The following is a 25,688-nucleotide window of genomic DNA, read 5'->3' on the forward strand; positions in this document are numbered from 1 at the left end:
ATCAACAAAGTTTGTCCCAAAAACGTGATGAAAGCCTACATACTTTCAAGTGAAAGCTATGATAAGATACTCCTCAGCAATTACCGTTATTTCGCTAATACTAAGATTCCCAAAAAGTCTGGTTTTATGGTATTGACATTATACTCAATATTTATGATAGTGACGGTAGCCCTTACCCCGAACAATACTATAATTGTGGACATAAAATAATGAGTAATCAGTTAGAACAGCTAAGTAAATTAACCACTATTGTTGCAGATACAGGCGATGTGGATGCAATTAAATTATACCAGCCTCAAGATGCGACGACGAATCCATCACTTATCCTAAAGGCAGCTGCATTACCGACTTACCAACCACTAGTAGCACAAGCAATTGCCTATGCTAAAGAAAATGCAACGCCAGAAACACAAGTTGCACTTGCATGTGACAAGCTAGCTGTATTAATTGGTAAAGAGATCTTAACGACTATTCCTGGTCGCATCTCTACAGAAGTTGACGCTCGTCTTTCTTACAACACTGAAGCAAGTGTTAAACAAGCGTTACTACTAATCGAACTATATAAAGAAGTGGGTATTGAGAAAGAAAACATTCTGATCAAACTGGCTTCTACTTGGGAAGGTATCCGCGCTGCAGAACAGCTTGAAGCGATGGGCATCAACTGTAACCTAACGTTACTATTCTCTTTCGCTCAAGCGCAAGCATGTGCAGAAGCAGGCGTATTCCTAATCTCACCTTTCGTTGGCCGCATCATGGATTGGCACAAAGCGAAAACGGGCGAAACATATGAAGGCGCTAACGATCCAGGCGTTATCTCGGTAAGCACGATCTACAACTACTACAAAGCATCGGGTTATAACACAGTTGTTATGGGCGCAAGCTTCCGTAACACAGGTGAAATCCTAGCACTTGCTGGTTGTGACCGCCTAACAATTGCACCACAGCTATTAGAAGAACTACAAAACTCTTCAGAGCCTGTTGTACAAGCGTTATTCTCAGAAGCAGTGGCAGTTGCACCAAAAGCGAAACTAACTGAAGCTACATTCCGTTGGGATCACAGCCAAGATCCAATGGCTGTTGAAAAACTAGCTGAAGGTATCCGTAACTTCGCTATCGATCAAAACAAACTAGAAACGATGATTGCTGACTTATTCTAATTCGAATAAGACTAATTTTGTTCTTATTTGAATCAGACTAATTTTTTTCTTATTTGAATAAATAGTACCGTCGTTAACAAAAATGGCCAACGTATCGCTACGTTGGCCATTTTTTTATGCATTATTTAACCAAGCTAATAATTCATCAAACTACTGTTTAATCAAGCTAATAGTTAATCAAACAAGTGTACTGTAGCTTGGCTATAGCAATTATACTTTTGGCCAAGCCAAAGTCTCAGGCTGTGCATAAGCAACTAATGCTTCTTTACATGCAGCAGTCTCAAACTCTTTACCGTTTAATTCATCAGCCACAAAGCTAAAGTCTTCGCCATCTAACGTAAACTGTAAGCAATACGCGTGTAAGTAAGCACGATCGTATTTCCAAGCATCAGCACTTTGATATAGCGGATCACCACAGATAGGGCTACCTAGGCTGTTTAACGCTACGCGTAACTGGTGTGTCTTACCTGTTAATGGTTTTAATACCACTAAACGCTTGCCATCACCGATGCTCTGAGTGAAAAACTGCGTAACAGCTGGGTTAGTTAGCGTTTTAGTTAAACGCCACATGCTGCGACGTGAACGTTCCATATCGCCTTTTACTAAACCTTGTTTTTTCTTTGGCTTGCTATCGATAACACCCAAGTAATATTTTTGGATCTCGTGCAATTCAAATAACTTCGCTAATTTAGCAGCCGCTTCCGATGATTTAGCTAACAACAACAATCCCGATGTTACTTTGTCTAAACGGTGTACTGGAAAAACTAATCTGCCAATATCCTTTCTGACAATAGAACAAATACCATCAACGCCGTCTTCATCATGAAAACCAATACCCGCTGCCTTGTTGATAACCAAGAAATCATTATTTTGAAATAGAATGCTATACATTTAAAAAACCGATGCTGAAAATGAGGCCGAAGTGTACCCTAAATAAGCGACAAAATCATATACCCAAGTCAATAATAACGCTAGGATGAGTAATCTTACGTTAGAATAAGTTATAAAAAGAGGACCTTGACGTGTCAGAGATAAAAGCTGAAATTGATATTTACTATTGCAGGCAGTGTAACTGGATGTTGCGCTCGACCTGGCTAATGCAAGAACTCCTACATACCTTCGCTGAAGATATCAGTAAAATCAGTCTGCACCCAGACACAGGTGGTCGCTTTGAGATCCATTGTAACCAACAACTGATTTGGGAACGTAAACAAGACGGCGGTTTTCCTGAAGCCAAAGTATTAAAACAACGCGTCCGTGACATCATCGCCCCAGCACGTGACCTTGGCCACTGCGACCGCACGGTATCACCTGATGCCAGCTAACACATTACTTACAACAGACACGTTAACAGGCCAAACACAAAGCCATGTAATAGCCTTACCTGCTCGAGATGATAATAAACAGTCGGCGCATAAACCGCTGCATCTTATCCACCAGCAAACATTGCCCGCATTTCAACAGCTACAAGCACGAGCAAAGCAAGCAGGGTTTAATCTGGATGCTGTTTCATGTTTTCGCTCGTTTGAGCAACAACTGCGTATTTGGAATAATAAGTTTAACGGCATCAGGCCTATTTTAGATCATGACAGCCAACCGCTAGACTCCGCTATACTTAGTGAAGAACAAAAGGTATTCGCGATATTACGTTGGTCGATGCTGCCTGGTGCCAGTCGCCATCATTGGGGTTGCGAAATTGATGTCTGTGACTACAGCGCGCTACCGAAAGATTATCAGTTACAGCTGATCCCACAAGAGTATGATGAAGGGGGTTATTTAGCAGCGCTATCAACCTGGTTAGATAACAATATTGCCGACTGTGGTTTCTATCGTCCTTATCGACAAGACCTTGGTGGCGTATCACGCGAGCCTTGGCACTTAAGTTACCAGCCAATCGCTGAGCCAGCACAACAAGCGTTCACCTTGGCATTAATTACCGACACTATCCGTGATGCCGACATTCAAGGTAAAGCGGCTATTTTAGCCAATATAGAGCAAATTTATAGCCAGTATATCTGTAACGTAGCAGCACCTAATTAATATTTGATGACGACGAACCGTGATTAAATAACAACAACCGATTACCGATGAACAATAATATCAACGATTAACTATCAACAGGAGGATTTATGGTTTGGCTTATTATTCTGGTTGCCTTAGGCTTTATTCTAGGGTCGATCATGACGTTAAAGTACACGGCAAACATGAAAATGAAGATACCCAAAGAGATTGAGCATCAATACAATAAAGCCTTCCATCTGGATGCCGGTGAACACGCGAAACCACTACCAGATCATGATGACGATGATCAGCAAGAATATCACAATGAATACCAGAATGAATACGGCAAGAATCCAATGCCAGATGATGAAGATGTTAAAAAAGACCAAGAGAAATAATATTTAATCAATCGAGTGCTATAACCTCTATCTATAAAAAAATAGTAACAAAAAGATAAAAATAAAAACAAAAAGGCCTATGTATCACTACATAGGCCTTTTTATTACATGATTAACACCTTAGGTGTATCACATTAGGTGTATCACATTACTTTTCGTTTTCAGCTTCCGCTTTCTCTGCACGTAATGCAGCAGCGGCGTCTTTCAAACTAATGAATAACTGACTCATTACTTCTGCTGACAATGGCTGTTTCTTCTCAGTAAAGAACGCGATTGAAGTATGGCCTTTGATTTCACCAACCTGAATACGGTAATCATCTTCTTCTAATGTCACTGGCGTTACTTTATTATCAGCCCAGAAATAATCTGGTTGCTCGTCAAAACTAACTAACATAGTCGCAGCCAATTTATCTTCGTCTTCAACTCTCATACCCACTTTGCCTAATACCATTGGCATTAACTTCCAAGCATCATCAAACGGGATATTTAAGGTAATTACTGGATTTTGCTGATCAACAAAATCAATCTTCAGCTTCGACGCTTTTTGTTCTGCTGTTTCTTTGTTATTACCTTCGATACGATCTACTTCATAGTAAATGCTCAATAAGTTTAACATTTTCACTGCAAAACGACGGCGATCGCCTTTACTTAACTCATTATCAACCTTAGTGCCTTCTAAACGCTCTTCGTGTTCAATCAAGTCCACTTGCAGGCCGACAGTACGTTTACTGGCTGCCGTTAATAAGGTGAATTTATAACGTTGCTTAAGTTCGTATTCCGATTCTTCTTTAAACTCATCAAACGTTTCTTCGTTAATTAACCAATCCGTTTCTAACGTATGACTCGCGTCATCAAGCTTAGCTATCGCCACTTTCTTATCGGCTAAAAAGTTAGCTAACAACGACCATACCTGTGAAGTAACATCATCTTGTACACTACGGCTGTTAAACCAAATAGTCACGTTTTCGCTACCTTCTTCCACACGTACTAATGGTGATAACGCTAAAATTTGTACTGGTGAACGCACATCAACAGCAGCACCGACAGGATAACCTTCAGTCCCTTCGACTAATTCAGGTACGTCATAACGCTTTGTGTATAACGGTGTATCAAGCCCTTCTGCAATCACCAATTCTGGTTCGATTGTTTGCTTTAAATATTCAAAGTCTTGATTGGCCTGACGTCTTGTATCTGTTCCTGAACAAGCACTAACTAAAATAGCACACGCTAATACGCTATAACGCTTCGCGTGAGTCAAGCTGTGACCTGTTGATGACATAGTCATAGTATTAATATTCCCTAATTCAAAAATTTATGCATCCACTGCAAGCGCGAGTGCCGCACTCACTTGAGCATGATATTGCTGATCTAATTCAATTAATGGTAACCGTAAATTAGCCGTTGCAGTCAAAGATAACTGTTTGCATGCCCATTTTACCGGGATTGGGTTTGCTTCGACAAATAAATCTTGGTGTAAACGCATTAATTTGTTATTAATTTCAGTCGCTTCTTGGCGTTGTCCTGCTAATGCAAAGGTACACATACGGCTCATGGCATCGGCAGCGACATTACTGGTAACAGAAATAACCCCATTACCACCTTGCAACATAAACTCACAACCCGTTGCATCATCACCACTATATAGTAAAAAATCATCCGGTAGGAAGGGTTTAAGCTGAGTTAAACGCGTTAAATCACCGGTAGCGTCTTTGATACCTATGATAGCATTAAGTTCCGCTAATCTAACCACGATCTCATCGCTAATGTCACAACCTGTACGACTCGGTACATTATACAAAATCTGAGGTAAATCACAGGCTTCTGTAATGGCTTTATAATGCTGATATAAGCCTTCTTGGGTTGGTTTATTGTAATAAGGCGTGACACAAAGTCCGGCAGTCACACCCAACTGGTGTAATTCTTGACTGAGTTTAATGGCATTACGGGTGCTATTTGACCCTGTACCGGCAATAATCGCGATACGACCTTGCGCCATTTCCAGTACTTTTTTGATGACGTCAATATGCTCATCTTGAGCAAAAGTACAAGATTCACCAGTGGTGCCTAATACCGCTAATGCAGTGGTATTGCTCTGGATATGATATTCAACTAAACCTTGTAAAGAGCAAAGATCGACGTCTCCGTTGTCGAGCATAGGAGTGATAAGTGCGACGATATTACCTGTTAACATATGGGCCTTGTTATAACTAACGATAAAACACGTGGCATAGTAATAGTAGGAGTCTGTTGTCGCAAGCATATTCTGGCTATATGCCTGCCAACATCAATATGCTGGTTGATAAGCTTGCGGATTGTTGCATCTTGAAGTTGCTTGGGTATATGATGCTCTATTGTTTACTTTAATTTACTTGGAACAAAATGACGCAGAATTTAGTTATCACCGCCCTTGGCAGCAACAGTCCAGGTATCGTTCACAAGCTCATTGGTCACGTCAGTAACTGCGGTTGTAATATCGTTGATAGTAAACTGGCTATTTTTGGTAATGAGTTTACCTTGATCATGCTGTTGTCTGGCGAATGGAATGCGATGATCCAACTGGAATCTAGCTTGCCATTGAAGAGTCAAGAACTTGATTTAATCACCATGATGAAGCGCACCGAACGTCACGAACCAATCAGTTATGATCATACCATTGAAGTCGACATCACCATTCCAGATGCCACCGGTATTATTGAGAAGTTCACGTTATTCTTTACCAACAACAATCTTAATTTAGCCGGTCTACGCTCAGAAATAATAGCCGAGACAGACAGCTCAGATATACTCAAAGCACACTTCACCTTAAACACCACCTCTGACTGTGATTTAGCTATTTTAGAATCAGAACTTTCCGGTCTGTGTACAATTTTGCATGCTGAATATCAATTTATGGTTGATAACAAGCTACTCACTGCTTAATTCAGCTATCTGATAAACCATCTAGCAGTAGATCGTTACGGTTAATCAACACCATTAACCGTAACTGCTATAGCGAATAAATATAATCTAATACTTCGTGTTTTTTCGGCCCTTGAATACGCCATTGCATTTCCAGACTATCAGCATGTAACACAAACGAAGCATCGTAATTGTCCGCTGCACATTGATGCGACTGACGGGTGACTAACTGCCCTTGCTTATTTTCGATAATATCAAACAAGAATACCGGCTTATCCCAGCCAAAGCGTAAATGGGTTAGGCGAATATGATCACCTTGGAACTGCCACAAATATTGATTATGCATAGGTACTTTACGATCTGCTGATACCTGATAATCTCCACGTTCAATTGTTTCGACTATCGACCCTAACTCCGGCTCGACAGACTCACCAGTGACGCTGCCACGGCGTTTAATTAAGCCCTGCCCTTCACCTTGCCAACCTGTCACGGATTCATTATCGCTATTCACTTTAAAACTAAATCTGTTTAAGCGATTAAGCAAAAACCATAATTGCGTTAATGTTTGCACTGTCATCTCCTTAAAAACTACTTAAGTACTATTTAAGTACTCTTTAAATACTCGTTATCACTATTTTACGCATTCGTTATGCTACGTTATATCGATTACCAATAGTCCCTTGTCGATAGACAAAAACTCCCGCACAATAGTCACATATGATTTATTCATCATTTATTAACTGTTAGGACTAACTCCATGCAAACTTTAAAGTCTGGTGATAAAGCACCATCGTTTACTCTGCTCAATCAACATAATGAAAGCGTTTCACTTGATTCATTCGCAGGCAAAAAAGTATTAGCTTATTTCTATCCAAAAGCAATGACACCGGGTTGCACGACTCAAGCACAAAATTTACGTGATCATATCACAGCACTAGCTGAGCTAAATGTAGAAGTCGTTGGCATCAGCCCAGATGAAGTGGTTCGCCTGACTAAATTCAGTGACCGTGATGAATTAAATTTTAGCCTACTTTCAGACCCTGATCACGCGGTAGCAGATGCTTTCGGTATCTGGGGCCTTAAAAAATTCATGGGCAAAGAGTACGACGGCATCCACCGCCTGTCTTTCTTAATCGACGAGCAAGGCATGGTTGAACACGTATTCACTTCTGCATCGCTAAAAGCTGTGCCACTAGAAGGCGAATACAGCAAGTTTAAGACTAAAGACCACCACCAAGTAGTATTGGATTATTTAGCTGCTAAATAAGCGTGCCGGATTTATTGTAAGAACAACACAAAGCCAGCAGGATTGAGTATTTAATGACTCAGGATTGTTGGCTTTTTTAATACATTCTTATCCAATCACCTACCGTACACCAGTAAATAGCGCGCCATTTTGGTGCTATTTTTTTCAGTTATTACTCTGTGTTAAATTAAGCGTATGGGTAATCATCGATTGATCATGTCCAATCTTGCCATGCCCAGGTATTACCAATTTAATGTCCGCGTATTTATTTTTAACATTAAGTACAGATTGATGCCATTGCTCTAGATTTGCATCACCTATCCAACCTAACCCTTCAGCTTCGTTTGCTCTAAGCATACAACCGCCAAATAATATTTTTTCCTTTGGCAGCCATACCACTAAATTATCTATCGCGTGCCCGGGACCTGAATAATAGATTTCAATTTCCCCTTTTACCAGATCAAATGTATCACCTTCAAAGGTATTGGTAGCGACTGGCTTATGCTCGGCCTTTAGTAAGCTATTCGTTAATGCTGATGCGTATGTACTAAAGCCATGTTCTGACAAGTAGCCTAGTCCAGCACTGCGATCTTCATGAGAATGCGTTACCACGGTATCTTTTAATGTTAATCCTTTGTCCTCTATCCAATCCATCAATTGAGGCATGTCAGCAACATTCCATGGGGTATCAATTAAATATGCATCTTTCCCTCGGATATAAAGTAGCGCATTGGCATCAATGATTTTGGGCGTATCACTTTCATACACATTTAATATGGTTTTATACGATGTAACCAAATATACCTTAGATGAAAGCGCCTCTATTTTTAATGGTACGTTTTTACTTACTTCCGGCTCTGACTTGGCCGCAACGATAAAGCTAAAGAGAAGTGCAGATAAATAAATAACGATGGATTTTTTAAACATGAAATTTCTCTAGTCATAATGAGTGGATATTGGATTTACTAAATTCGATTCTGTTTGTAGGACATTATCTAGAATAGATAATTCCCCTCATAAAGCTTATTACAATGAATCAACTCAAATTGAAAATGAAATTGCTGATAACTGACTTGGTGAAAATAAGTAATGGGCGAATACAGCAAGTTTAAGACTAAAGACCACCACCAAGTAATATTGGGTTATTTAACCGCTAAATAAGCGTTTCTTAATTTATTTTAAGAACACAACAAAACCAACAGGATTGAGGATTTAATGGCTCAGGATTGTTGGTTTTTTTTGTTGAATAAAATAGTCATTAGGGTCAGGGGGGAGTTTAAGCTGGATTTAAACTAGTCGTGTAGGCATGTTTAGAACACTGCTTAGACCTTTCTTATCTAATCACATGCTTATGATATCGAAATACAGCAGCCATTTTATCGCCATTATTTTCAGATGATATTAACTGAATGTATGTACTACCCGTTAGTTATACCTTATTATTGGTATTTAATTGATTCTATTAGAATTACCTTAATATATTGGGCTTGGTTGTTTCTGCGTTTAGATATGCATAAGATCAAAACATTACATAGATGGGAGTTAGTAAATATGCCAATGATACCTGCATTTTGTGATACATGTGCGACACCGTTTTCATCGGGTATTTTTGTTGACAATTGTCTGGAATTGACAATGACTGGAAATCGTTCTGGTCCATGTCCAAAATGTGGTGGAATGGGGAGTGTTCCTGATGGTGTATTCAATGTACTTGAAGGTGCAATAGAAATCCTTAACGCTCCGGCTAGGACCGTCGAGCAGTTGATGCGATATGTACAAGTGTTGAATACGGCAAAAGAACAACACCTTTCTAGTGAAGAGGTTAAAGAACGAATTGATAAGGAAGCACCTGAATTATCCTTAATGTGTATGTTTTTGCCTAAAAACTTTTCTGATCTTTGTGTTTTTTTGACTCTTATTGTCACTTTTTTGATGTACGTAAGTAGCCTAAATGCTTCGGATAATTTTCCATCAGAAAATCAGGTTGAGTATATGATTAATAGCTCAATTGAACAGATGTTAATGAAACAAGAAATAGAGCAATTAAGTGAGGACAATGAGAAATTAAAACAGCAAAACTTGTCTCGACCTTATAGAAACTCATTGTGTGAATGCGATTCGGGAAAAAGGTATAAGGCTTGCTGTGGGCAATTGATATGATTATGTGTTGAAGAGCACGATTAGTTATTATTTCTGCCGCCATTACTTTTCTTTTGATATAGGTTAGTCCTTTGATTAACAGCCCTTTCCCCGCACGGGGCAGAGGGTACGTCAACCGCGTGAAAGGGGGGGGCAGCCCCCGAAATATACTTATCGATAAGCGATGGTATAACTGATTAATATCGATATCCCCGTCAGTAATCATAAAATAACTCGCAACGTATGACATAACACATGGCTCATTTGGCTTGTAAGAAAATCCCCCATATATCATCAAGTCCATGCCTGTCATAATAAGCCTTGATTATAACGAGGCACACCTCACTACTTCATCGTGCCTGACAGAGACTTTAAAAAATGAAACACAACGCTAAAACCAACTTTATGCTTGTCATAATTTCCTTCTTACTAACCCTATCGACACAAGTCCAAGCTGGCGAACTCCTGTATGCAAAAGGATTCACTCCATCCCAAAAAGCCCAAGTTAAAGTATGCTACAAAAAAGACAAAACCTTTCCCCAGCAAGTGAGTAAACTCACAGCCAATGGCGATATAGCTATTAAAGGTATGCACAAGCAGCGTGACGGTTACCTATTCATAACCATCACCAATACTCACGGAAAATGGCTGGCTCACCCCCCACTTAAATGCGATCTTCGCAGCGACGCAAAGAAAGCCTCCGACCGCGAATTAAAACTAAACCAAGAAAAAAAACGTGCGCTGAAGCTCCAACAAGAACAGAAAATAAAGCAGGATACAGCCAAAAGGAAAACCCTTGAAACGAGTAAATCAGCCGATAACAAAGCACAAACAGACAAGCAATACAGAGAAGAACAAGCGCAGAAAGCCAAGAAGATTGCTTATCGAAAAGCGGATATAAACAAACAAGCCGTTAACTGTAAAAACGAGCTGCTCAGCACATTAACGATCCCCAATGACCCATCATATAAAACCTCTGGGAATATGCAGGTTTCAAGCAACCATATTAATGTCACCGTTCAAGTCGCTAAATATAAAGATGGTCTGAAACGTTCTACTAAAAGTCATGCTAAAAAATGTAAGGTAAAGCCGACAGTATTCCCACGTAATATCTGAGGTATGTAAACAGTTGACCATCAAGACCCTGATGTATTAGACAAAATACGTTCACCTACTAATAACAGTGCTGAGGCAAGACCTACATCTTAAGCTTTTTAAATACACTATGTATTTTGTCGCCAGCCGCACTATTGTTTTCTTTTATGGTCGCTTAATTTTCTGACTATTACCCCTTTCCTCATTCGAGTAAAGGGGCAAGACAACCCCCGAAATAACCAGTGATACTCTACTTGGCCAGCAATAATCAGATGCTATCTTAAGTACATTCGTTACGTGCAGTGAGCAGGTTGGCACACGTTTTATATTTTTGGCGTTACAAATGGTAGGTTATTCATTATCAGCCAATTATCAATACCCAGCATAGTGATAGCTATTAATAGCTGCCCATCTTCTGCTTTTTTTAACTGGATGCTATATGAACTCAAACCGACTAGTTTTATCTTTTCAAGGTCAATATATTCAGGGGTACAAGGGCAACGATGACACACAAAGCGACAAACGCTTCGGACTTCACAAGTCGCTGCTTCCTTAATATCGTTAATTAAATTTTGATAACATAAATGTTTAAAATTTATAACTCTTGTTTGTAATGATTTATCCATGCTCATCCCCTTTATAACACTGAGAACAGTTAAGAATATATTCATTCATACGATTAGAGAAAGAAAAATAGCCTTCGAGGTCTGTTCATCATAGTTACCTAATTATTGACTTATTTTGTCACCTCACACAGACTCAATCTATACACCGAAGTTAATTAGTCGCTGCGATACAACTAAAACAATAGTACTACTAAATAGGTACCACCGTATTGACATCGAGGTGATAAATCATACTTTTGCGTGTCAGATAGCATAACGTACATTACGAAATGTGATATCAACAGCATTTACAGAACGTAAATATACCAAATATCTCTGCATCTCTCATCGCGGTGGTCAAAGGCTATACACCTCGAAATAAATGATCCTTACACCATCATAGAAGATAAAATCAACGACTCGAGATTAAATCCCTTTAAATTTAATCACTCCTATAAGTTGTATATAAAATACAACTTATGTAATATGCACCTCATATTCAGTATGAATAATAGAAGCTTGCCTAACGAATCAAATATAGTTCTGCCAGCTGCGAAAGTGAATAAGCAAAGTTTCTTGCATGACACACCTCCGAATTATTATCACTGTCCCCTACCACGCACTTATAACGGAATTCATTATGCACTCACTTTTTCTAAGAATGAGACTGATTCATTGGCTAGGCGCTATTTCACTATTCATTAATGCCCTCTTTTTTACTGAGCAACTGTATTCACAGATATTACAATATGTTGTCGTTTTCTTACTTATTATTCATGATCTTGATGAGAAATTCTGGGGGGTCGACTCCCTACATAAAATTACTGATTACATGCGCGCATTTGAACAAAAAGATCTGTCGGTCGAATGTCAGGTCAACAGTGACTACAACAGTGAAATGGGTAAAGTATTAAATGTTATTAATTCATTTAGACTCAATGTAAAAGGTGCCTTAATAGATATCCAAACTCAAGCCATTACATCTGATGAAATTGCAAATACGCTGACGTCAAAAACCAGCGATATTGCACAGCGTATTCAAACTCAAGATCAACGCGTTGATAATATTGCCCAGCAGTTTGAAATATTAGATGAGCATTCTTTAACATTACAAACCAAAGCAGAACAAACTCAGGTACAGGTTCGTCATACCAGAGAAGGATTACAGTTATCAAATGAAGCCATGAGCAATATGGCTGATATGCTAGAAACCTATGTCAGCAGCAGTGAAAACCTAAGCGGTAAGTTTGAATTACTATCAGAACAAGTACAGTCTATTGGTGGCGTGGTATCGGTGATCAACAATTTGGCCGATCAGACTAACCTATTAGCATTAAATGCCGCCATTGAAGCCGCACGAGCCGGAGAACACGGTCGCGGTTTTGCAGTCGTGGCAGATGAAGTTAGGCAGCTTGCGATGTCAACTCAAAGCAGCTTAGATCAAATCAATCAGATTATTGACGGTATTTCGACGGCAGTACTGCAAGCTGGCGAGCAGATAGAAGTGCAATCAAACAACCTGAGTGATCTTTCATCTCATTCGAAAAACAGTCAGGCAGAAATCAATACCGCCTGTGATAATATTGACAGCATATTGAATTTAATTGGCCAAAAAGAAAGCCAAGGTCAGGTTACAGATAACGTTGATATCCGTTACATTCACAAACTTGTAGTTGATGTTTCTCATGAAATACAGGCATTAAAAACCTTGTCCAATTCAAATGCAGAGGATTGTAACGAGTTGCAAACACAAAGTAAGCGTCTTAACGAAGTCTCTGATAATATTGTCAATCAACTGGCCGCGTTTAAAACCCAATAAGGATAATCACCATGAGGCTTACTACCTTTACAGACTTAGGCCTGCGCACACTGATGTATCTTGCCGATTTACCTGCAGGTCAACTGAGTAGTGTGCCGGAAATATCAAAGTTACATAATATTTCCCAAAATCATATGGTAAAAGTCTCGGCTAAATTAAAACAACACGGGTATATAACCGCGATTAGGGGAAAAAATGGTGGTATTGCACTTTCTCAACCACAAGATGAAATTAATATAGGACAGGTGATCAGAGATTTAGAAAATCACCTCGATGGCATAGACTGCAATACATCTAATTGCCGACTACTTCCATCTTGTGAATTAAAGAAAGCATTATCAAAATCAATGGATGCTTTTTTAAGTGTGATGGATAGTTATCACCTCAATGATTTAGTTGCGAACAAGCAAGATATTATCCACATTGTAGAGGGATAATATTTAATTTTACGATGAAACAGAGTCTGTCACACCGTTTGTAATAAACGTTGATCCAGTGATGTCAGCCTAATGTGGCTCGTTATTATTAGCAACGAGCCAATATAGAGTCTAGTTATGGGCTATATTTTCCACTGATACAAAGTAACGTATTGGCATTTATTCTTTTAAGAAAAAAATAATTAACCATCAAAAAATGTTAATGCCTCATCAAAATCAAAATTATTCACATGCTTAATTAACATTTGATAATCAGATATAGATAAGCCGATTTCATCGGCTGAATACTTTTCTACTAAATCAATAACGACAGTATCTGAAGCTCTTAGCGCTTGCTTGATGCTGTCTATAACCAACCGATTCTGCGTTTGTTTTTCACCTTGGTTAATTGGAGTACCAGCAAGGCTAAACTCACACTCTTGAAAGTATTGTTTTAGTTTTATACATGTATCTTCTAACATTTGTTCAAGAGTATGCAACTGGTCATTTTTTGATTCTTCAGTACCTTTATACTTTTCGACGATCTGGCAAAGTTGATAGATTGTAGAAAAACCTAAGTTTCCTGCAAGACCTTTTAAAGTATGGATAAAGAGTTGCTGTTCACTAGAATCTAACTCAGACAAAGCCAAATCATCATGCTTTTTAGCATATTTGCTTGAGAATCTAGCCAGTAATTTGTAATAAAGGGTTATATCATTATTAGCACAAGATAATCCCATGGCATGATCAAGGCCGGTAATGTTCATTTCGTTTTCTACATGCTTTACGGTAAGCCCGGTACCAGCTGCAAGCTCAGGTAGTTTAAGTGCGTCCGGTTGTTTTATATTGACCCATTTAGCAAGCGTCGTCATCATTTCAGTAATGTTAATTGGCTTAGCAATCACGTCATCCATGCCACATGCTTTAGCTCTTTCCAAATCTTTTTCCATGATATTTGCGGTCATAGCCATAATAGGTAGCAACCGTAAAGAGTCATCCGTTCTTATTATTTCTGTCGCGTCATAACCATTCATTATTGGCATTTGACAATCCATAAGCACGCAATCAAAAGTTTGATTAGCTAAACATGCAATCGCTTCTTTGCCATTATTGGCTATGGTTACGTAAATCCCTTTGCTTGTTAGTATTTCATAAACGAGCTCTTGGTTAATGTCATTATCTTCAACCAATAAAAAACTAGCGCCTAGCAACTGCTGTTCAACTGTTTGTTCTGCACTCTCATTGTCGTTAACAACGCATACTTTACTATTGTCTAATGCTGTCGGTATTTCATCTAGGAGATATGGCGATATTTTTGAACGCTCAAGTATCACGAAAAATGAAAAGCAACTGCCAACACCAACTTCACTGGTTACGGATATGTCACCTTGCATTAAGTGCGTCAATCTTTTGCAAATTGCTAAGCCTAAACCGGTACCACCATATTTTCGGGTGGTCGAGGTATCAGCTTGAGAAAATGCAGCAAATAGACCTTTAATTTGCTCTTCTGTCATACCAATACCAGTATCTTGTACATTACAAATTAGTACGATTTTATCGCCTTCGTTCATTTGGCATGTAAAGCTTAATTTGATTTCTCCTTCGGTAGTAAATTTAACCGCATTACTCCCTAAATTTACCAGTACTTGCTGTAACCGTAAGGGATCGCCAATAAAACTGGTCGGTAGAGTGCTATCAATATCAAATAGTAATTCTAAACCCTGTTCTTGTGCTTTAACGCCGATGATGTCTGCCACATCATCGATAAGATCAACAATATTAAATTCAATTTTTTCAATGGCTAATTTACCGGCTTCTATTTTAGAAAAATCTAAAATATCATTAATAATCCTAAGTAAAGTATTAGCAGAACGATTTACTTTACCAATGTAATTCTGTTGTTTAGGATTTAATGCTGTTTCTAGCGCTAAATAACTCATGCCGATAATGGCATTCATTGGGGTTCTTATTTCATGGCTCATATTAGCTAAAAAATATGATTTCGCTCGTTCTGCATTCTTGGCTTGCTCTGCCGCTATCCCCAATTGTTGGGTTAAGTTGGTTAACGATGTTTGCGTACGGCGAATCACATAGCCAAGTAATACAATGCCGATTAAAAAGAAAATAGACAAAATAGACATTTTGTTCGCTAAACTTCGTGAATCGGCCATTTCTTCAAACTTGAGCTCACGAAAATCAAACAAAATATCATTGGCCATTAGGGCCGACTCATTCATGTCATTTATCAATGCCAATCTTTGTTCTTTAACATTCGCTAACGTCAAAAAATCACTGAGGTAAAGTTCAATGCTGGGTAAAAATTCATGGAAGGCGAGTTTCTCATCTTGCTCTATCAGTGAAGAGGCAATAATTTCAACTTTAGCTTTGGTTAAAGTTAATAATTGTTGAATTCGGCTATACAATGAGTATCGAGTTTCTCGATTACGTGCTGACGAAAGCTCTTTATCAAGTTGTCTAGCGATAGTTATATTACTCAATAAAACATCAATTTGTTCAGCCAGGACTAATCTTCGAAACATTAAATCTTGAGATTTGTCACTGAGTTCAAAGGTTGATTCAAGGATACGTTTTTCATTAGTTCGCAAATCAAAATCGAGTTCAGTAAGTAGCAAAATTTGTTTATCTATATCAATAATTAATGGCGTATTGATAGTCAGTTCTACATAATTATGTAGATTTTCTAATTGTTTAAAAAGTGCTTTAAGCTTAGTTGATTGAGACTCTAATTCCACAAGAGTGTTGAAGCTTGCATTATTTTTCACATCTACTTTCAAGGTTTTGATAAGAGAGGTGATTTTATCGATACATTTTCCAAGACGTTCAAGGTTAGGCTTTTTATTTGAGAGCAATAAATTATTTTTAATACCCATAGCTCTTTCAAGAAGGATTCCTAATTGGTAAGCACTCCTCGTATTTTTCATTATTGCATCAGTTTCTAGCCTAAATCGCATAATATCTTGTTTATCGAAATCGATATTTTTGCGTTGCATCATGTTCAGGGTTTGAGCACTGCCGTTTGCTAATGTTGCTGAATTAACCATATCGTTGCGCTTTTGACGAGATTCTTTAGTCAACAATACGTAACGTTCAAAATCTATTTGATATTTATGAGCTATTTTTAATAACTGTTCAGTATTTACTATTCCTGAGTCATTGCTTTTAGTAAATGACTTAGCCAAAGACAATACTATTTCAATATTATCCGTTGCTTTTTTGGCATCTCGCTCTAAACCATCTCGGGTATAAATAAGTTCTGAAAGACGGGCAGTATCCAGTGCATGTAAGAACGCCTCCGTTTTTGCGTACTGGTCAATTGCGGTTGTTAATTTATTGAGGTTTAAAGCACCCGCTAGAGCAATTGCAACAAGCAGCAATATGACGCTAATAAAGCCGAACATGATGCTCGTATTGTTTGAATTGTTTGAATTGTTTAAAGAAATAGCCACTTTATTTTCTCTACTGTGGTGTGTAATTAATTGCGATTATTTTCTGCTATTTCTTCAAACTCAGGCAGGTAATTTAAAAAGTGGATCACTAAATCCGGATCAAAGTGCTCTCCAGACTCTTCCTTGATTAATTGAACCGCCTTTTCAATTGGCCAAGCTTTTTTGTAAGGACGTTCACTGGTTAAAGCATCAAAAACATCGGCAAGCGCCACGATGCGCGCAGACAGCGGGATATTTTCTCCAGATAATCCATGCGGATAACCCGAACCATTCCATTTTTCGTGATGATACAATGCGACTTCTTTTGCTAACACTAATAAGCTGGATTTCTCTCCATCTAATATCTGTGCACCAACAACAGCATGGGTTTTCATGATTTCCCATTCTTGGGCGTCAAGTTTTCCAGGTTTACATAAAATAGCATCGGGAATGCCAATTTTACCTACATCATGCATAGGAGCCGCATTATATATTAAATCAATCCATGCTTTATCTTCACTGACTTTTTCTGCAAGTAATTTGCTATATAAAGCCATTCTAACGACATGCATGCCGGTATCGTTATCTTTATATTCAGCAGCTTTACCTAGCATATTTATAATGGATTTTCTGGTACTCTCTAACTCATGTGTTCGTGCTTTGACTAAGTTTTCAAGGTCATTATTTTGCGCCGACAGAGATAACTGGGCTTTAACCCTTGTTTTTACAATGGCTGGATTATATGGCTTAGTTATGTAGTCAACAGCGCCCAATTCAAACCCTAATGATTCGTCTACTTGCTCACTTTTGGCGGTGACAAAAATCACCGGAATATGCTTAGTTGCGGGATCTTTTTTAAGTAATCGACAGACTTCAAAGCCATCTATTTCAGGCATCATAACATCAAGTAAAATCATATCTGGTTGGGGATATTGTTGTGCAATAGCTAAGGCTTTATGACCACTTGTTGCGGCTAGCACCTTATATTCAAGGTTAAGAAAACCATTTAAAATCTGAATGTTGTCCGCTATATCATCAACGACCAGAATAGAGCCTAATGAGGGTGTTATGTGCATGAAAATCCTTTGTATTAATTATATTGTTGAATAGTGTCATCAAAATCCACTTACTCAGCTACGATCTAAACCGAAAAAATCCGAGATTTTATCTTTTTCATCTTCATCTCCAATGTGTAGTGTTTCTATAAGATGAGTCACTTGTTGTTTATCGTCATTATTTAATAATGAAAAACTTTGTATTATAGATGCTACATCAGCACTTATTTTGGTATTATTGTGGACATAGCTTTGCAGTATATCGAGTGTACATCTACAACTAGCCTCGCCCAAAAATATGTTATTTAAGGCTATCATCTCTTCACGAGTAATGATGTTGTCGTGATTCATTTTCACGAGGTCTTCAAGGTGATGATTTTGCACCGACAGAGAGAAATGGGCTTTAACTCTTGTTTTTACAATGGCAGGATTATATGGCTTCGTTATGTAGTCGACAGCACCCAACTCAAACCCTAATAATTCATCTACAGCTTCACTTTTTCCGGTGACAAAAATTATAGGGATATGCTTAGTGACAGGGTCTTTTTTTAGTAATCGACAAACTTCAAAGCCATCTATTTCAGGCATCATAACATCAAGTAAAATCATATCAGGTTGAGGATGTTGCCTTGCTATAGCTAATGCTTTATTGCCACTTGTTGCGGCAAGTATCTTATATTCAGCGTTTAGAACACCGTTCAAAATTTGGATGTTATCTGCTATATCATCAACGAGCAGAATAGAACGTAATGAGTGTCTTATATGCATACAAATCCTAGTTTTAGTTAGGCCGCATGAAAACTGACAATCAGAATTACATTATATAACTTGAGGCCTTGGTTCAACAGTAAGATAACTTTTTTCCAACTAAAAAGATGCCTAGTCAGCTGACAGTCCATGTTCATAGCATTCATTAAAACCTATAGCGTGATTGATTACTCGTTTATTGATTACCTGCCAAAACTCCAATCCTCGTCCCCAAAAGTATCATCTACACCACTAGAACATCAGCTCACAAAAGGCTGTTAACGCTAACAATAAATTAAGTATATTATGAATTAAAATCATATTTTATATATGCAAATGATTTGCACTATTTATAAACAATCTGCCACATTTACCTTGTCGTCCATGCAAAATGAAATAAGATAAATCCTATTAATAAGATAATTGATACAGGGATTTATGTCGCAAAATACACATACTAATAGCAGCAATGCAAAGAGCCGCGGCTTTACCCTGATTGAATTAGTCATAGTGATTGTAGTACTTGGCATATTAGCCGCAACAGCTGTACCTAAATTCATCAATCTAAGAGCCGATTCAAAAGCAGCGACATTAGAAGCCGTAAAAGGAACAATGGAAAGTGCAATGCAGCTTGTTTATGCCAAAGCAGCCATCGAAGGTAAAACTACAGGTAAAGCTGAAATAACAATTAATGGTACTAAAGTCCCGATATACAATGGTTACCCTACACTTACCATTAATAGACAAACTAATTTAAAGATCATTAATGAGCAGCTTCAAGCTTGGCTAGAAATCGATAGCGTAACTGCTGCTGTAGCATACAAAGATAATAAGGCTGCGCCATTTTATGTATCTAAAGATTCATATAACGGCATCCTTTACATTATGTTCAGTAGTGACCGTGATTCAATGGGTGTGCGCTTCAAATGCCAAGTTAATTATACAAATAAAATACCTGATGATCCAACAAAGCCAATAGTACCAGTATCTATTGCCGTGTTAACAAATGAATGCTAAGCCAGTATTGCTAATCAACCAAGCCATTACGTTTCAAGCCGCGTCGTACATTCTTACACAGTTTACCGACGCGGTTTAATTCATCAAAAGTCGGCGCAGTACCATGCTTAACTTGGTCTTCCCAATAACACAGTTCAGTATCGACTAATTCCAATAATTTCTTCGGACAACCTTCACACGAATCACCACAAATACTCGATTCAGGTTCATAGAAAGGAAACACGCCGCGTACTTCGGTAATTAAATTAGTCATAGCGGTAGAAAGATTCGGTTTTTGACTCATGGCTTTTACTCACACTTTTGGCCGATAAAAAGGCCAACAAAAAATAAACGGGGACTGCTTAAATTCAAGCAACGTAACTGTTAAAACATATCCCTGTTCTATTTCAGTGCGCGGTTATTATAACGCCTCGCAGATTGATGGGTAAAGTAACAAATTCCTTACCCCGCCAAAATACCTTGCGCTATATCAGCTAATACCTTGATACTGCCCTGCATATCTATTTTAGGGTCGCAAGCACAATTAATCCGAATACAGTGGTCAAACTTATTCGTAGCACTGCTTAACTGCCCCGGAATAATGCCAATGCCCATCTCAATAGCTTTAAGATGCAGTTGATGACCATCAATACCTTGGGGTAATACCACCCACAAAATACAGCCACCTTGCGGATTAGAGACTTGCGTACCCTCGGGAAAGTGTTGGCGAATTAACGACTGGATCTGATACACCTGTTTGGCGATCTTAGCCGTTAATTGCCGAAGATGACGCTCATACTTCCCACTATTATAAAACTGCGCCACGACAATCTGCGAAAATTGTGGCGCGCTAATATTAGTGAACGTCTTAAAATAAGACACTTCTTTGTAATACGCCCCCGGCGCGATCCAGCCGACACGTAACCCCGAGGCTATAGTTTTTGATACCGACGAGCAATACAGCACCATGCCTTTTTTATCGAATGCCTTACAGGGTTTCAAACGTGAGCCATCAAAGGATAAATCCCCTAACAAGTCATCTTCAATTAATGGAATATCTTTATTTGATAACAGCTCCACCAGCTGTTTACGATTCGTTTCAGGCATACACGAACCCAGTGGATTACTGTAACTCGGCACCACTAATACCGCCGATATTTGCCACTGTTCTAACGCTAACTCTAACGCTTCAAGGCTCATGCCGGTAACCGGATGACAAGGTATCTCCAGCGCTTTATAACCTAACGATTCAATTAACTGCAGCGAACCAACAAAACCCGGTGACTCTAAAGCAATGGTTGCGCCCGGTTTAGCAACGGCACGCAAGCACACCGACAAGGCCTCTAAACAGCCATTGGTGACAATGATATCGTCTGACGATACCTGACAACCGGATTCATTCATGCGCTTGGCCAATACATCACGCAATACCGCATTACCAGCCGAAAACTGTACTTCAACAATATCCGCCATGTGATGCTTAATCACTTGGTTAGCGATTTTTTGTAATGCTGGCGTTGGCATAAAATCACTCGACGGATATGACGTGCCCATGTTAATCACATCAGGCTCACCACATTGATGAAATATCTGACTGGCGAGTTCATGGATCTTCACCGACTTGGGTTTCATGGTAATGCTAGGCAGTTCAATCGCAACATCAGTTCGGTTATTAAAACACACGTAATAACCCGATTTTGGCCTAGCTTCAATAAGTCCAACAATCTCAAGTTCTTCAAGCGCCCTTTGTATCGTGGCGATGCTCATTTGTCGCTTTACCGACAAGGCTCTAAGCGACGGTAACTTATCACCCGGTAAATATACGCCCTGATTAATCAGATCGCGTAGGTCGTCGGCTATTTGCTGATATAACAATACTTTAGTCATTGGTGTTAGCTACTTTTATCATTATTTTTAATAAATCAATCATCGATAAATAACCGGCAAGTAATATGCGTGTAATAGACCAGTACAGTTTATAAAATTACTCACCAGTACAGTGACAGATTAACATAACTGTACTGGTTTATTTATCATTTTATTGAATCTGTACTGCATATTTAATTAAGGTTAAGCTAATATCAATTGAACAACACAGCACTAGGAAGTAATTATGAACTCATCTTTAGCTATTAAACCTAATTTGGCCATAGCAGCGAAAACAAAATATGTTTCACGCCAACCAGATCACAACGGGTTCATCAATTATAGCGATGAGGAACACAGTACTTGGGCAACTTTATATAACCGCCAAACCGAGATTATTAAAAACCGTGCCTGTGATGAATTTATTGCGGGTATTGAACTACTGCAAATGGGTGCTGAGCGCATTCCACAATTACCGGATATCAATCGTAAGTTAAAAAAATTAACCGGCTGGCAAGTTGAGAACGTGCCCGCTTTGATTGGCTTTGAACGCTTTTTTGAATTATTAGCGAATAAACGTTTTCCTGCGGCCACTTTCATTCGTACCAAAGCAGACATAGACTACATTCAAGAACCTGATATTTTTCATGAATTGTTTGGTCACTGCCCGCTACTAACCAATCAAGCTTATGCTGATTTTTCTCAGCATTACGGTGAGCTAGGGTTAAAAGCCGACAAAGCCGACCGCCCTATGCTGGCACGTTTATACTGGTTTACCATTGAGTTTGGTTTAATGCAGAGTCAGCAAGGATTGAAGATATTTGGTGGTGGTATTTTGTCGTCGAAACAAGAAACTTGTTACAGCTTAGAAAGCGATATTCCCAATCGCCAACCACTGCAAGTGATCGAGGCATTTCGTACTCATTACCGTATTGATGAACTGCAAAAGAATTACTTTGTGATTGATCAGCTAGCAGACTTACAGCAACTCATTAAGCTCGATTTAATTACCTTGATCAAAGAAGCTAAAATATTAGGCATGAAACCGTCGGCTTACGCGCCGAAAGAAGATGCGGCTTGCTAAAATCAGAATAGACCGAATAAAAACTAATTAAAACCTAATTTAAAAACATAAGACGAGAGCAAATCATGACTGAATTAAACCAACAAAATTGCCAAGCATGTCGCGCCGATGCACCACAAGTCAGCGATGCAGAGTTAGCTGTATTAGTAAATCAGATCCCTAATTGGGTGGTAGTAGTACGTGACAACATCATGCAATTAGAGCGTGAATTTAAGTTTAAAAACTTCAAACAAGCTATCGCCTTTACTAATCAAGTAGCAGAAATGGCAGAAATGGAAGGCCATCACCCGGCTTTATTAACTGAATGGGGCAAAGTGACGATCACTTGGTGGTCGCACAGTATTAAAGGCTTACATAAGAATGATTTTGTCTGCGCAGCAAAGACAGATGCATTACTGGCTGAATAAATACACAAACAGCCCGTGACCTAAAGTAACAATTTAGATTCACGGGCTGCTTATAGCTTGGCTATTCTTGTTTAGACTGTTCTGTTCTTGTCTAGTCTAGTCTAATTAAATTTCAGCTGGTATATCACCGCGTTTCGGCCAAGCATTAAATACCGCTTTCACCAAGGTTGCTAATGGAATAGCGAAGAACACACCCCAGAATCCCCACAGACCACCAAACACTAATACCGACATGATGATCGCCACAGGATGCAGGTTCACCGCTTCCGAGAACAACAGCGGTACTAACAAGTTGCCATCCAGTGCTTGCACAATACCGTACGCTATCATCATATAAGTGAACTCAGGCGTTAGACCCCACTGAAACAAGCCCACTAACATCACAGGTACAGTCACCGCTGCAGCGCCAATATAAGGAATTAATACCGAGAAACCCACCAATACTGCAAGCAGTGCAGCATACTGTAAATCAGTAAAGAAAAACACCAACCAAGTACAAAAACCAACGATGATAATTTCAAATACTTTGCCGCGAATATAATTGGCAATTTGGCCGTTCATTTCGGTCCACACTTCCATCGCCAGACGACGATTCTGCGGCAAGATACTCACCAAGGCAGTTACCAAAATACGCTTGTCTTTGAGCATGAAGAACACTAACAAAGGCACTAAAATTGAATAAATTAGGATCGCAGCCAAATCAAATAAAGAGGCAAACGAAGCACTTACTATCATTTCACCTGAACTCACGACGTGGTCCTGAACCGCTATCGATGCCGTTTTAATCAAGTCTGCATTAAAAAGATCCGGATTTTCTTGTGGTAACATCAATAAGAATTCTTGACCTTGCTTAAGCATAGTTGGCATTGCTTTAACCAGCGTTACCCCCTGATGCCATACCGTTGGCACTAAGCCTAACGTCAGCATCACCATCATGGTGACAAACAGCAGTAAAATGATCACTGTCGCCCAGGTCCTTGATATCCCCAAACGCATTAACTGCAATAATGGCCAATCCAATAAATAAGCTAAAACCACAGCCACTAAGAAGGGGGTAATTAAACTACCAGCGAAATAAATAACCGAAAAGCCAAATACTAAGAGTAAGAATAAAGTGACTGCATGTGGGTCAGAAAAGCGTTCCTGATACCAACGAGATACAACAGAGATCATAAATTGTGATTGCCTTAAAATTGTATTTATTATTAAGTACTGAGCTGTGTCAGCGATAAGTGTGGGGTTAGTTTGGTCACCTTAATACGTAACATTAATGGCGAATTATCTAACTCAACAACTGTTTGACCAAGACTGGTTAAAAATTTAGGTATATCTTGACGAGAACCTGAATCGGTCAGTAATACGATAATTTCAGTGCCTAGCTCAGCTTGCTTTAACCAGAGTTTTATTTTAATCAGTGGTAAAGGACAAGTGTAGGCGCTTAGGTCTAATTGCTGCATTGTATTTACCTGCTTTTTAAAGCTAAAAAATGTAGCTAAAGATTAAGCTTATAGGCCAAGTAAAATGCCCGACGAGAAATTTCGAGCCATTATCAACTGTTTTCAATTGATACACAACAAGCTTACGGTTTGAATATGAAGTAGATACTGCAAGGAGGAAATCAAGGGCAGAATGAGTAATACAATTGCATATAGAATAACGGTTAACCCAAAGATTAACCGTTATTTTTCGCTATTTAATAAAAGTGGATTGAATCTTTTAGAAGCTGTAACCGATGCTAGGTGAAATATGACAAAGATGTGTGATTAACATGAACAAAAAATGTAAGATAAATGACAGCCTTATTACATTTTTTAAAATAACTATGACGCATAACAACAAGCTAAGTCTTTCGACTTATGAAGGTAACCAGACAATGCAGAACAGCAATATCAATAACACCAGCACCAGCACCAGCACCAGCACCAAGATTAAATTTTTTCTAATAACCTGTGCAATGTTAATGTTTAGCAATATTCTCATCGGGACATTGGGGGCGCATTTATGGCATTCACAGCTGGTACTGAATAACGGCGTGGCTAACTTTGCCACCGCGCGAGACTATTTATTTATTCATACCTTGAGCATTTTATTTTTGGCGCTGTTAGATAATAAATTTCCAGAAGGACGTTTTAATTGGGTTGCCGGATTACAATTAGCCAGCATTATGTTGTTTAGTGGCAGTTTGATTTTATATGCATTAACGGGCGAGAAGTGGTTAAGTAACATCACCCCATCGGGTGGCAGTGGTTTGATGTTATCTTGGCTATTACTAGTTTGGCGAGCGTGTAAGATTAAATAATTGTTATCATCAAT

The 25,688-nt window shown here is 38.8% G+C and carries 27 protein-coding genes; 14 read left to right on the forward strand and 13 right to left on the reverse strand.

Features of this window, described 5'->3' with window-relative positions; translation table 11 throughout:
* The first annotated feature begins 209 nt into the window (after positions 1-209).
* Complete coding sequence (gene tal, locus CXF93_RS01895) at positions 210-1,157, forward strand: transaldolase (protein WP_101060613.1); 948 nt, start codon at positions 210-212, stop codon at positions 1,155-1,157.
* Between the two features lie 210 nt (positions 1,158-1,367).
* Here the strand turns inward: tal and CXF93_RS01900 are convergent, their stop codons facing one another.
* A complete protein-coding gene (locus CXF93_RS01900) occupies positions 1,368-2,048 on the reverse strand; it encodes a TIGR01621 family pseudouridine synthase (RefSeq protein ID WP_101060614.1) in 681 nt (226 codons plus the stop codon).
* A 131-nt stretch (positions 2,049-2,179) separates the two neighbouring features.
* Between CXF93_RS01900 and CXF93_RS01905 the strand changes: the two genes are divergently transcribed.
* The 3 genes from CXF93_RS01905 to CXF93_RS01915 all read left to right on the forward strand — a co-directional run bounded on the left by CXF93_RS01905 (position 2,180) and on the right by CXF93_RS01915 (position 3,556).
* The gene (locus CXF93_RS01905; protein WP_017220226.1) at positions 2,180-2,482 is read left to right on the forward strand and encodes a SelT/SelW/SelH family protein; all 303 of its coding nucleotides are present in this window, start codon (positions 2,180-2,182) and stop codon (positions 2,480-2,482) included.
* A complete protein-coding gene (locus CXF93_RS01910) occupies positions 2,472-3,197 on the forward strand; it encodes a M15 family metallopeptidase (RefSeq protein ID WP_101060615.1) in 726 nt (241 codons plus the stop codon). The genes CXF93_RS01905 and CXF93_RS01910 overlap by 11 nt, the downstream gene beginning before the upstream one ends.
* A gap of 89 nt (positions 3,198-3,286) precedes the next feature.
* Complete coding sequence (locus CXF93_RS01915) at positions 3,287-3,556, forward strand: DUF2897 family protein (protein WP_101060616.1); 270 nt, start codon at positions 3,287-3,289, stop codon at positions 3,554-3,556.
* A 148-nt stretch (positions 3,557-3,704) separates the two neighbouring features.
* On the opposite strand, the gene bamC is transcribed toward CXF93_RS01915, so the two are convergent.
* The gene (bamC, locus tag CXF93_RS01920) at positions 3,705-4,841 is read right to left on the reverse strand and encodes an outer membrane protein assembly factor BamC (RefSeq protein ID WP_101060617.1); all 1,137 of its coding nucleotides are present in this window, start codon (positions 4,839-4,841) and stop codon (positions 3,705-3,707) included.
* Between the two features lie 27 nt (positions 4,842-4,868).
* On the reverse strand, positions 4,869-5,747 hold the full coding sequence (gene dapA, locus CXF93_RS01925) for a 4-hydroxy-tetrahydrodipicolinate synthase (protein ID WP_101060618.1): 879 nt from the start codon (positions 5,745-5,747) through the stop codon (positions 4,869-4,871).
* 188 nt (positions 5,748-5,935) lie between these two features.
* Between dapA and CXF93_RS01930 the strand changes: the two genes are divergently transcribed.
* Positions 5,936-6,475, forward strand: a complete 540-nt coding sequence (locus CXF93_RS01930) for a glycine cleavage system protein R (RefSeq protein WP_101060619.1) — start codon at positions 5,936-5,938, stop codon at positions 6,473-6,475.
* A 67-nt stretch (positions 6,476-6,542) separates the two neighbouring features.
* Here CXF93_RS01930 and CXF93_RS01935 read toward each other — a convergent pair whose 3' ends face one another.
* Entirely contained in the window at positions 6,543-7,031 is a 489-nt protein-coding gene (locus tag CXF93_RS01935) for a DUF6314 family protein (protein WP_101060620.1), read from the reverse strand.
* A gap of 180 nt (positions 7,032-7,211) precedes the next feature.
* Between CXF93_RS01935 and bcp the strand changes: the two genes are divergently transcribed.
* Positions 7,212-7,721 carry a thioredoxin-dependent thiol peroxidase gene (bcp, locus tag CXF93_RS01940; protein ID WP_101060621.1) on the forward strand — a complete coding sequence of 170 codons (510 nt, stop codon included), beginning with the start codon at positions 7,212-7,214 and terminating at the stop codon, positions 7,719-7,721.
* Positions 7,722-7,865: 144 nt separating this feature from the next.
* On the opposite strand, the gene bla is transcribed toward bcp, so the two are convergent.
* On the reverse strand, positions 7,866-8,627 hold the full coding sequence (bla, locus tag CXF93_RS01945; protein WP_101060622.1) for a subclass B1 metallo-beta-lactamase: 762 nt from the start codon (positions 8,625-8,627) through the stop codon (positions 7,866-7,868).
* A gap of 708 nt (positions 8,628-9,335) precedes the next feature.
* On the opposite strand from bla, the gene CXF93_RS01950 reads away from it, so the two are divergent.
* Entirely contained in the window at positions 9,336-9,860 is a 525-nt protein-coding gene (locus CXF93_RS01950; RefSeq protein WP_198551560.1) for an SEC-C metal-binding domain-containing protein, read from the forward strand.
* Positions 9,861-10,217: 357 nt separating this feature from the next.
* Positions 10,218-10,955 (forward strand): hypothetical protein, encoded by a 738-nt coding sequence (locus tag CXF93_RS22185; RefSeq protein ID WP_232784061.1) that lies wholly within the window; start codon positions 10,218-10,220, stop codon positions 10,953-10,955.
* Positions 10,956-11,257: 302 nt separating this feature from the next.
* Here the strand turns inward: CXF93_RS22185 and CXF93_RS01960 are convergent, their stop codons facing one another.
* A complete protein-coding gene (locus tag CXF93_RS01960) occupies positions 11,258-11,560 on the reverse strand; it encodes a hypothetical protein (RefSeq protein WP_101060623.1) in 303 nt (100 codons plus the stop codon).
* A gap of 619 nt (positions 11,561-12,179) precedes the next feature.
* On the opposite strand from CXF93_RS01960, the gene CXF93_RS01965 reads away from it, so the two are divergent.
* Together CXF93_RS01965 and CXF93_RS01970 are read left to right on the forward strand one after the other, a co-directional pair.
* Entirely contained in the window at positions 12,180-13,358 is a 1,179-nt protein-coding gene (locus CXF93_RS01965; protein WP_232784063.1) for a methyl-accepting chemotaxis protein, read from the forward strand.
* Positions 13,359-13,369: 11 nt separating this feature from the next.
* Entirely contained in the window at positions 13,370-13,795 is a 426-nt protein-coding gene (locus CXF93_RS01970) for an Rrf2 family transcriptional regulator (RefSeq protein ID WP_101060625.1), read from the forward strand.
* Positions 13,796-13,977: 182 nt separating this feature from the next.
* Here CXF93_RS01970 and CXF93_RS01975 read toward each other — a convergent pair whose 3' ends face one another.
* Genes CXF93_RS01975 through CXF93_RS01985 form a run of 3 tightly spaced genes read right to left on the reverse strand, consistent with a single transcriptional unit; the run spans position 13,978 to position 19,043 of the window.
* Entirely contained in the window at positions 13,978-17,241 is a 3,264-nt protein-coding gene (locus CXF93_RS01975) for a hybrid sensor histidine kinase/response regulator (protein WP_232784064.1), read from the reverse strand.
* 26 nt (positions 17,242-17,267) lie between these two features.
* Positions 17,268-18,296 (reverse strand): HD domain-containing phosphohydrolase, encoded by a 1,029-nt coding sequence (locus tag CXF93_RS01980; RefSeq protein WP_101060626.1) that lies wholly within the window; start codon positions 18,294-18,296, stop codon positions 17,268-17,270.
* Positions 18,297-18,350: 54 nt separating this feature from the next.
* Positions 18,351-19,043, reverse strand: a complete 693-nt coding sequence (locus tag CXF93_RS01985; RefSeq protein WP_101060627.1) for a response regulator — start codon at positions 19,041-19,043, stop codon at positions 18,351-18,353.
* Between the two features lie 417 nt (positions 19,044-19,460).
* Here CXF93_RS01985 and CXF93_RS01990 point away from each other — a divergent pair, with 417 nt between their 5' ends.
* Entirely contained in the window at positions 19,461-20,039 is a 579-nt protein-coding gene (locus CXF93_RS01990; RefSeq protein ID WP_101060628.1) for a type II secretion system protein, read from the forward strand.
* 10 nt (positions 20,040-20,049) lie between these two features.
* Here the strand turns inward: CXF93_RS01990 and CXF93_RS01995 are convergent, their stop codons facing one another.
* Positions 20,050-20,322: a hypothetical protein gene (locus CXF93_RS01995; RefSeq protein WP_101060629.1), complete on the reverse strand. Its 273-nt coding sequence runs from the start codon at positions 20,320-20,322 to the stop codon at positions 20,050-20,052.
* 158 nt (positions 20,323-20,480) lie between these two features.
* Complete coding sequence (locus CXF93_RS02000; RefSeq protein WP_101060630.1) at positions 20,481-21,905, reverse strand: PLP-dependent aminotransferase family protein; 1,425 nt, start codon at positions 21,903-21,905, stop codon at positions 20,481-20,483.
* A gap of 226 nt (positions 21,906-22,131) precedes the next feature.
* On the opposite strand from CXF93_RS02000, the gene phhA reads away from it, so the two are divergent.
* A complete protein-coding gene (phhA, locus tag CXF93_RS02005) occupies positions 22,132-22,968 on the forward strand; it encodes a phenylalanine 4-monooxygenase (protein ID WP_101060631.1) in 837 nt (278 codons plus the stop codon).
* Between the two features lie 65 nt (positions 22,969-23,033).
* Positions 23,034-23,375: a 4a-hydroxytetrahydrobiopterin dehydratase gene (locus CXF93_RS02010; protein WP_101060632.1), complete on the forward strand. Its 342-nt coding sequence runs from the start codon at positions 23,034-23,036 to the stop codon at positions 23,373-23,375.
* Between the two features lie 105 nt (positions 23,376-23,480).
* On the opposite strand, the gene CXF93_RS02015 is transcribed toward CXF93_RS02010, so the two are convergent.
* Positions 23,481-24,548, reverse strand: a complete 1,068-nt coding sequence (locus tag CXF93_RS02015; protein ID WP_101060633.1) for an AI-2E family transporter — start codon at positions 24,546-24,548, stop codon at positions 23,481-23,483.
* A gap of 32 nt (positions 24,549-24,580) precedes the next feature.
* A complete protein-coding gene (locus CXF93_RS02020) occupies positions 24,581-24,832 on the reverse strand; it encodes a sulfurtransferase TusA family protein (RefSeq protein ID WP_101060634.1) in 252 nt (83 codons plus the stop codon).
* Positions 24,833-25,248: 416 nt separating this feature from the next.
* Here CXF93_RS02020 and CXF93_RS02030 point away from each other — a divergent pair, with 416 nt between their 5' ends.
* Positions 25,249-25,674, forward strand: coding sequence for a DUF423 domain-containing protein (locus CXF93_RS02030; protein ID WP_101060636.1), 426 nt, complete (start codon positions 25,249-25,251; stop codon positions 25,672-25,674).
* Positions 25,675-25,688 lie beyond the last annotated feature (14 nt).

The sequence above is a fragment of the Moritella sp. Urea-trap-13 genome, assembly GCF_002836355.1.
GTDB lineage: Bacteria > Pseudomonadota > Gammaproteobacteria > Enterobacterales > Moritellaceae > Moritella.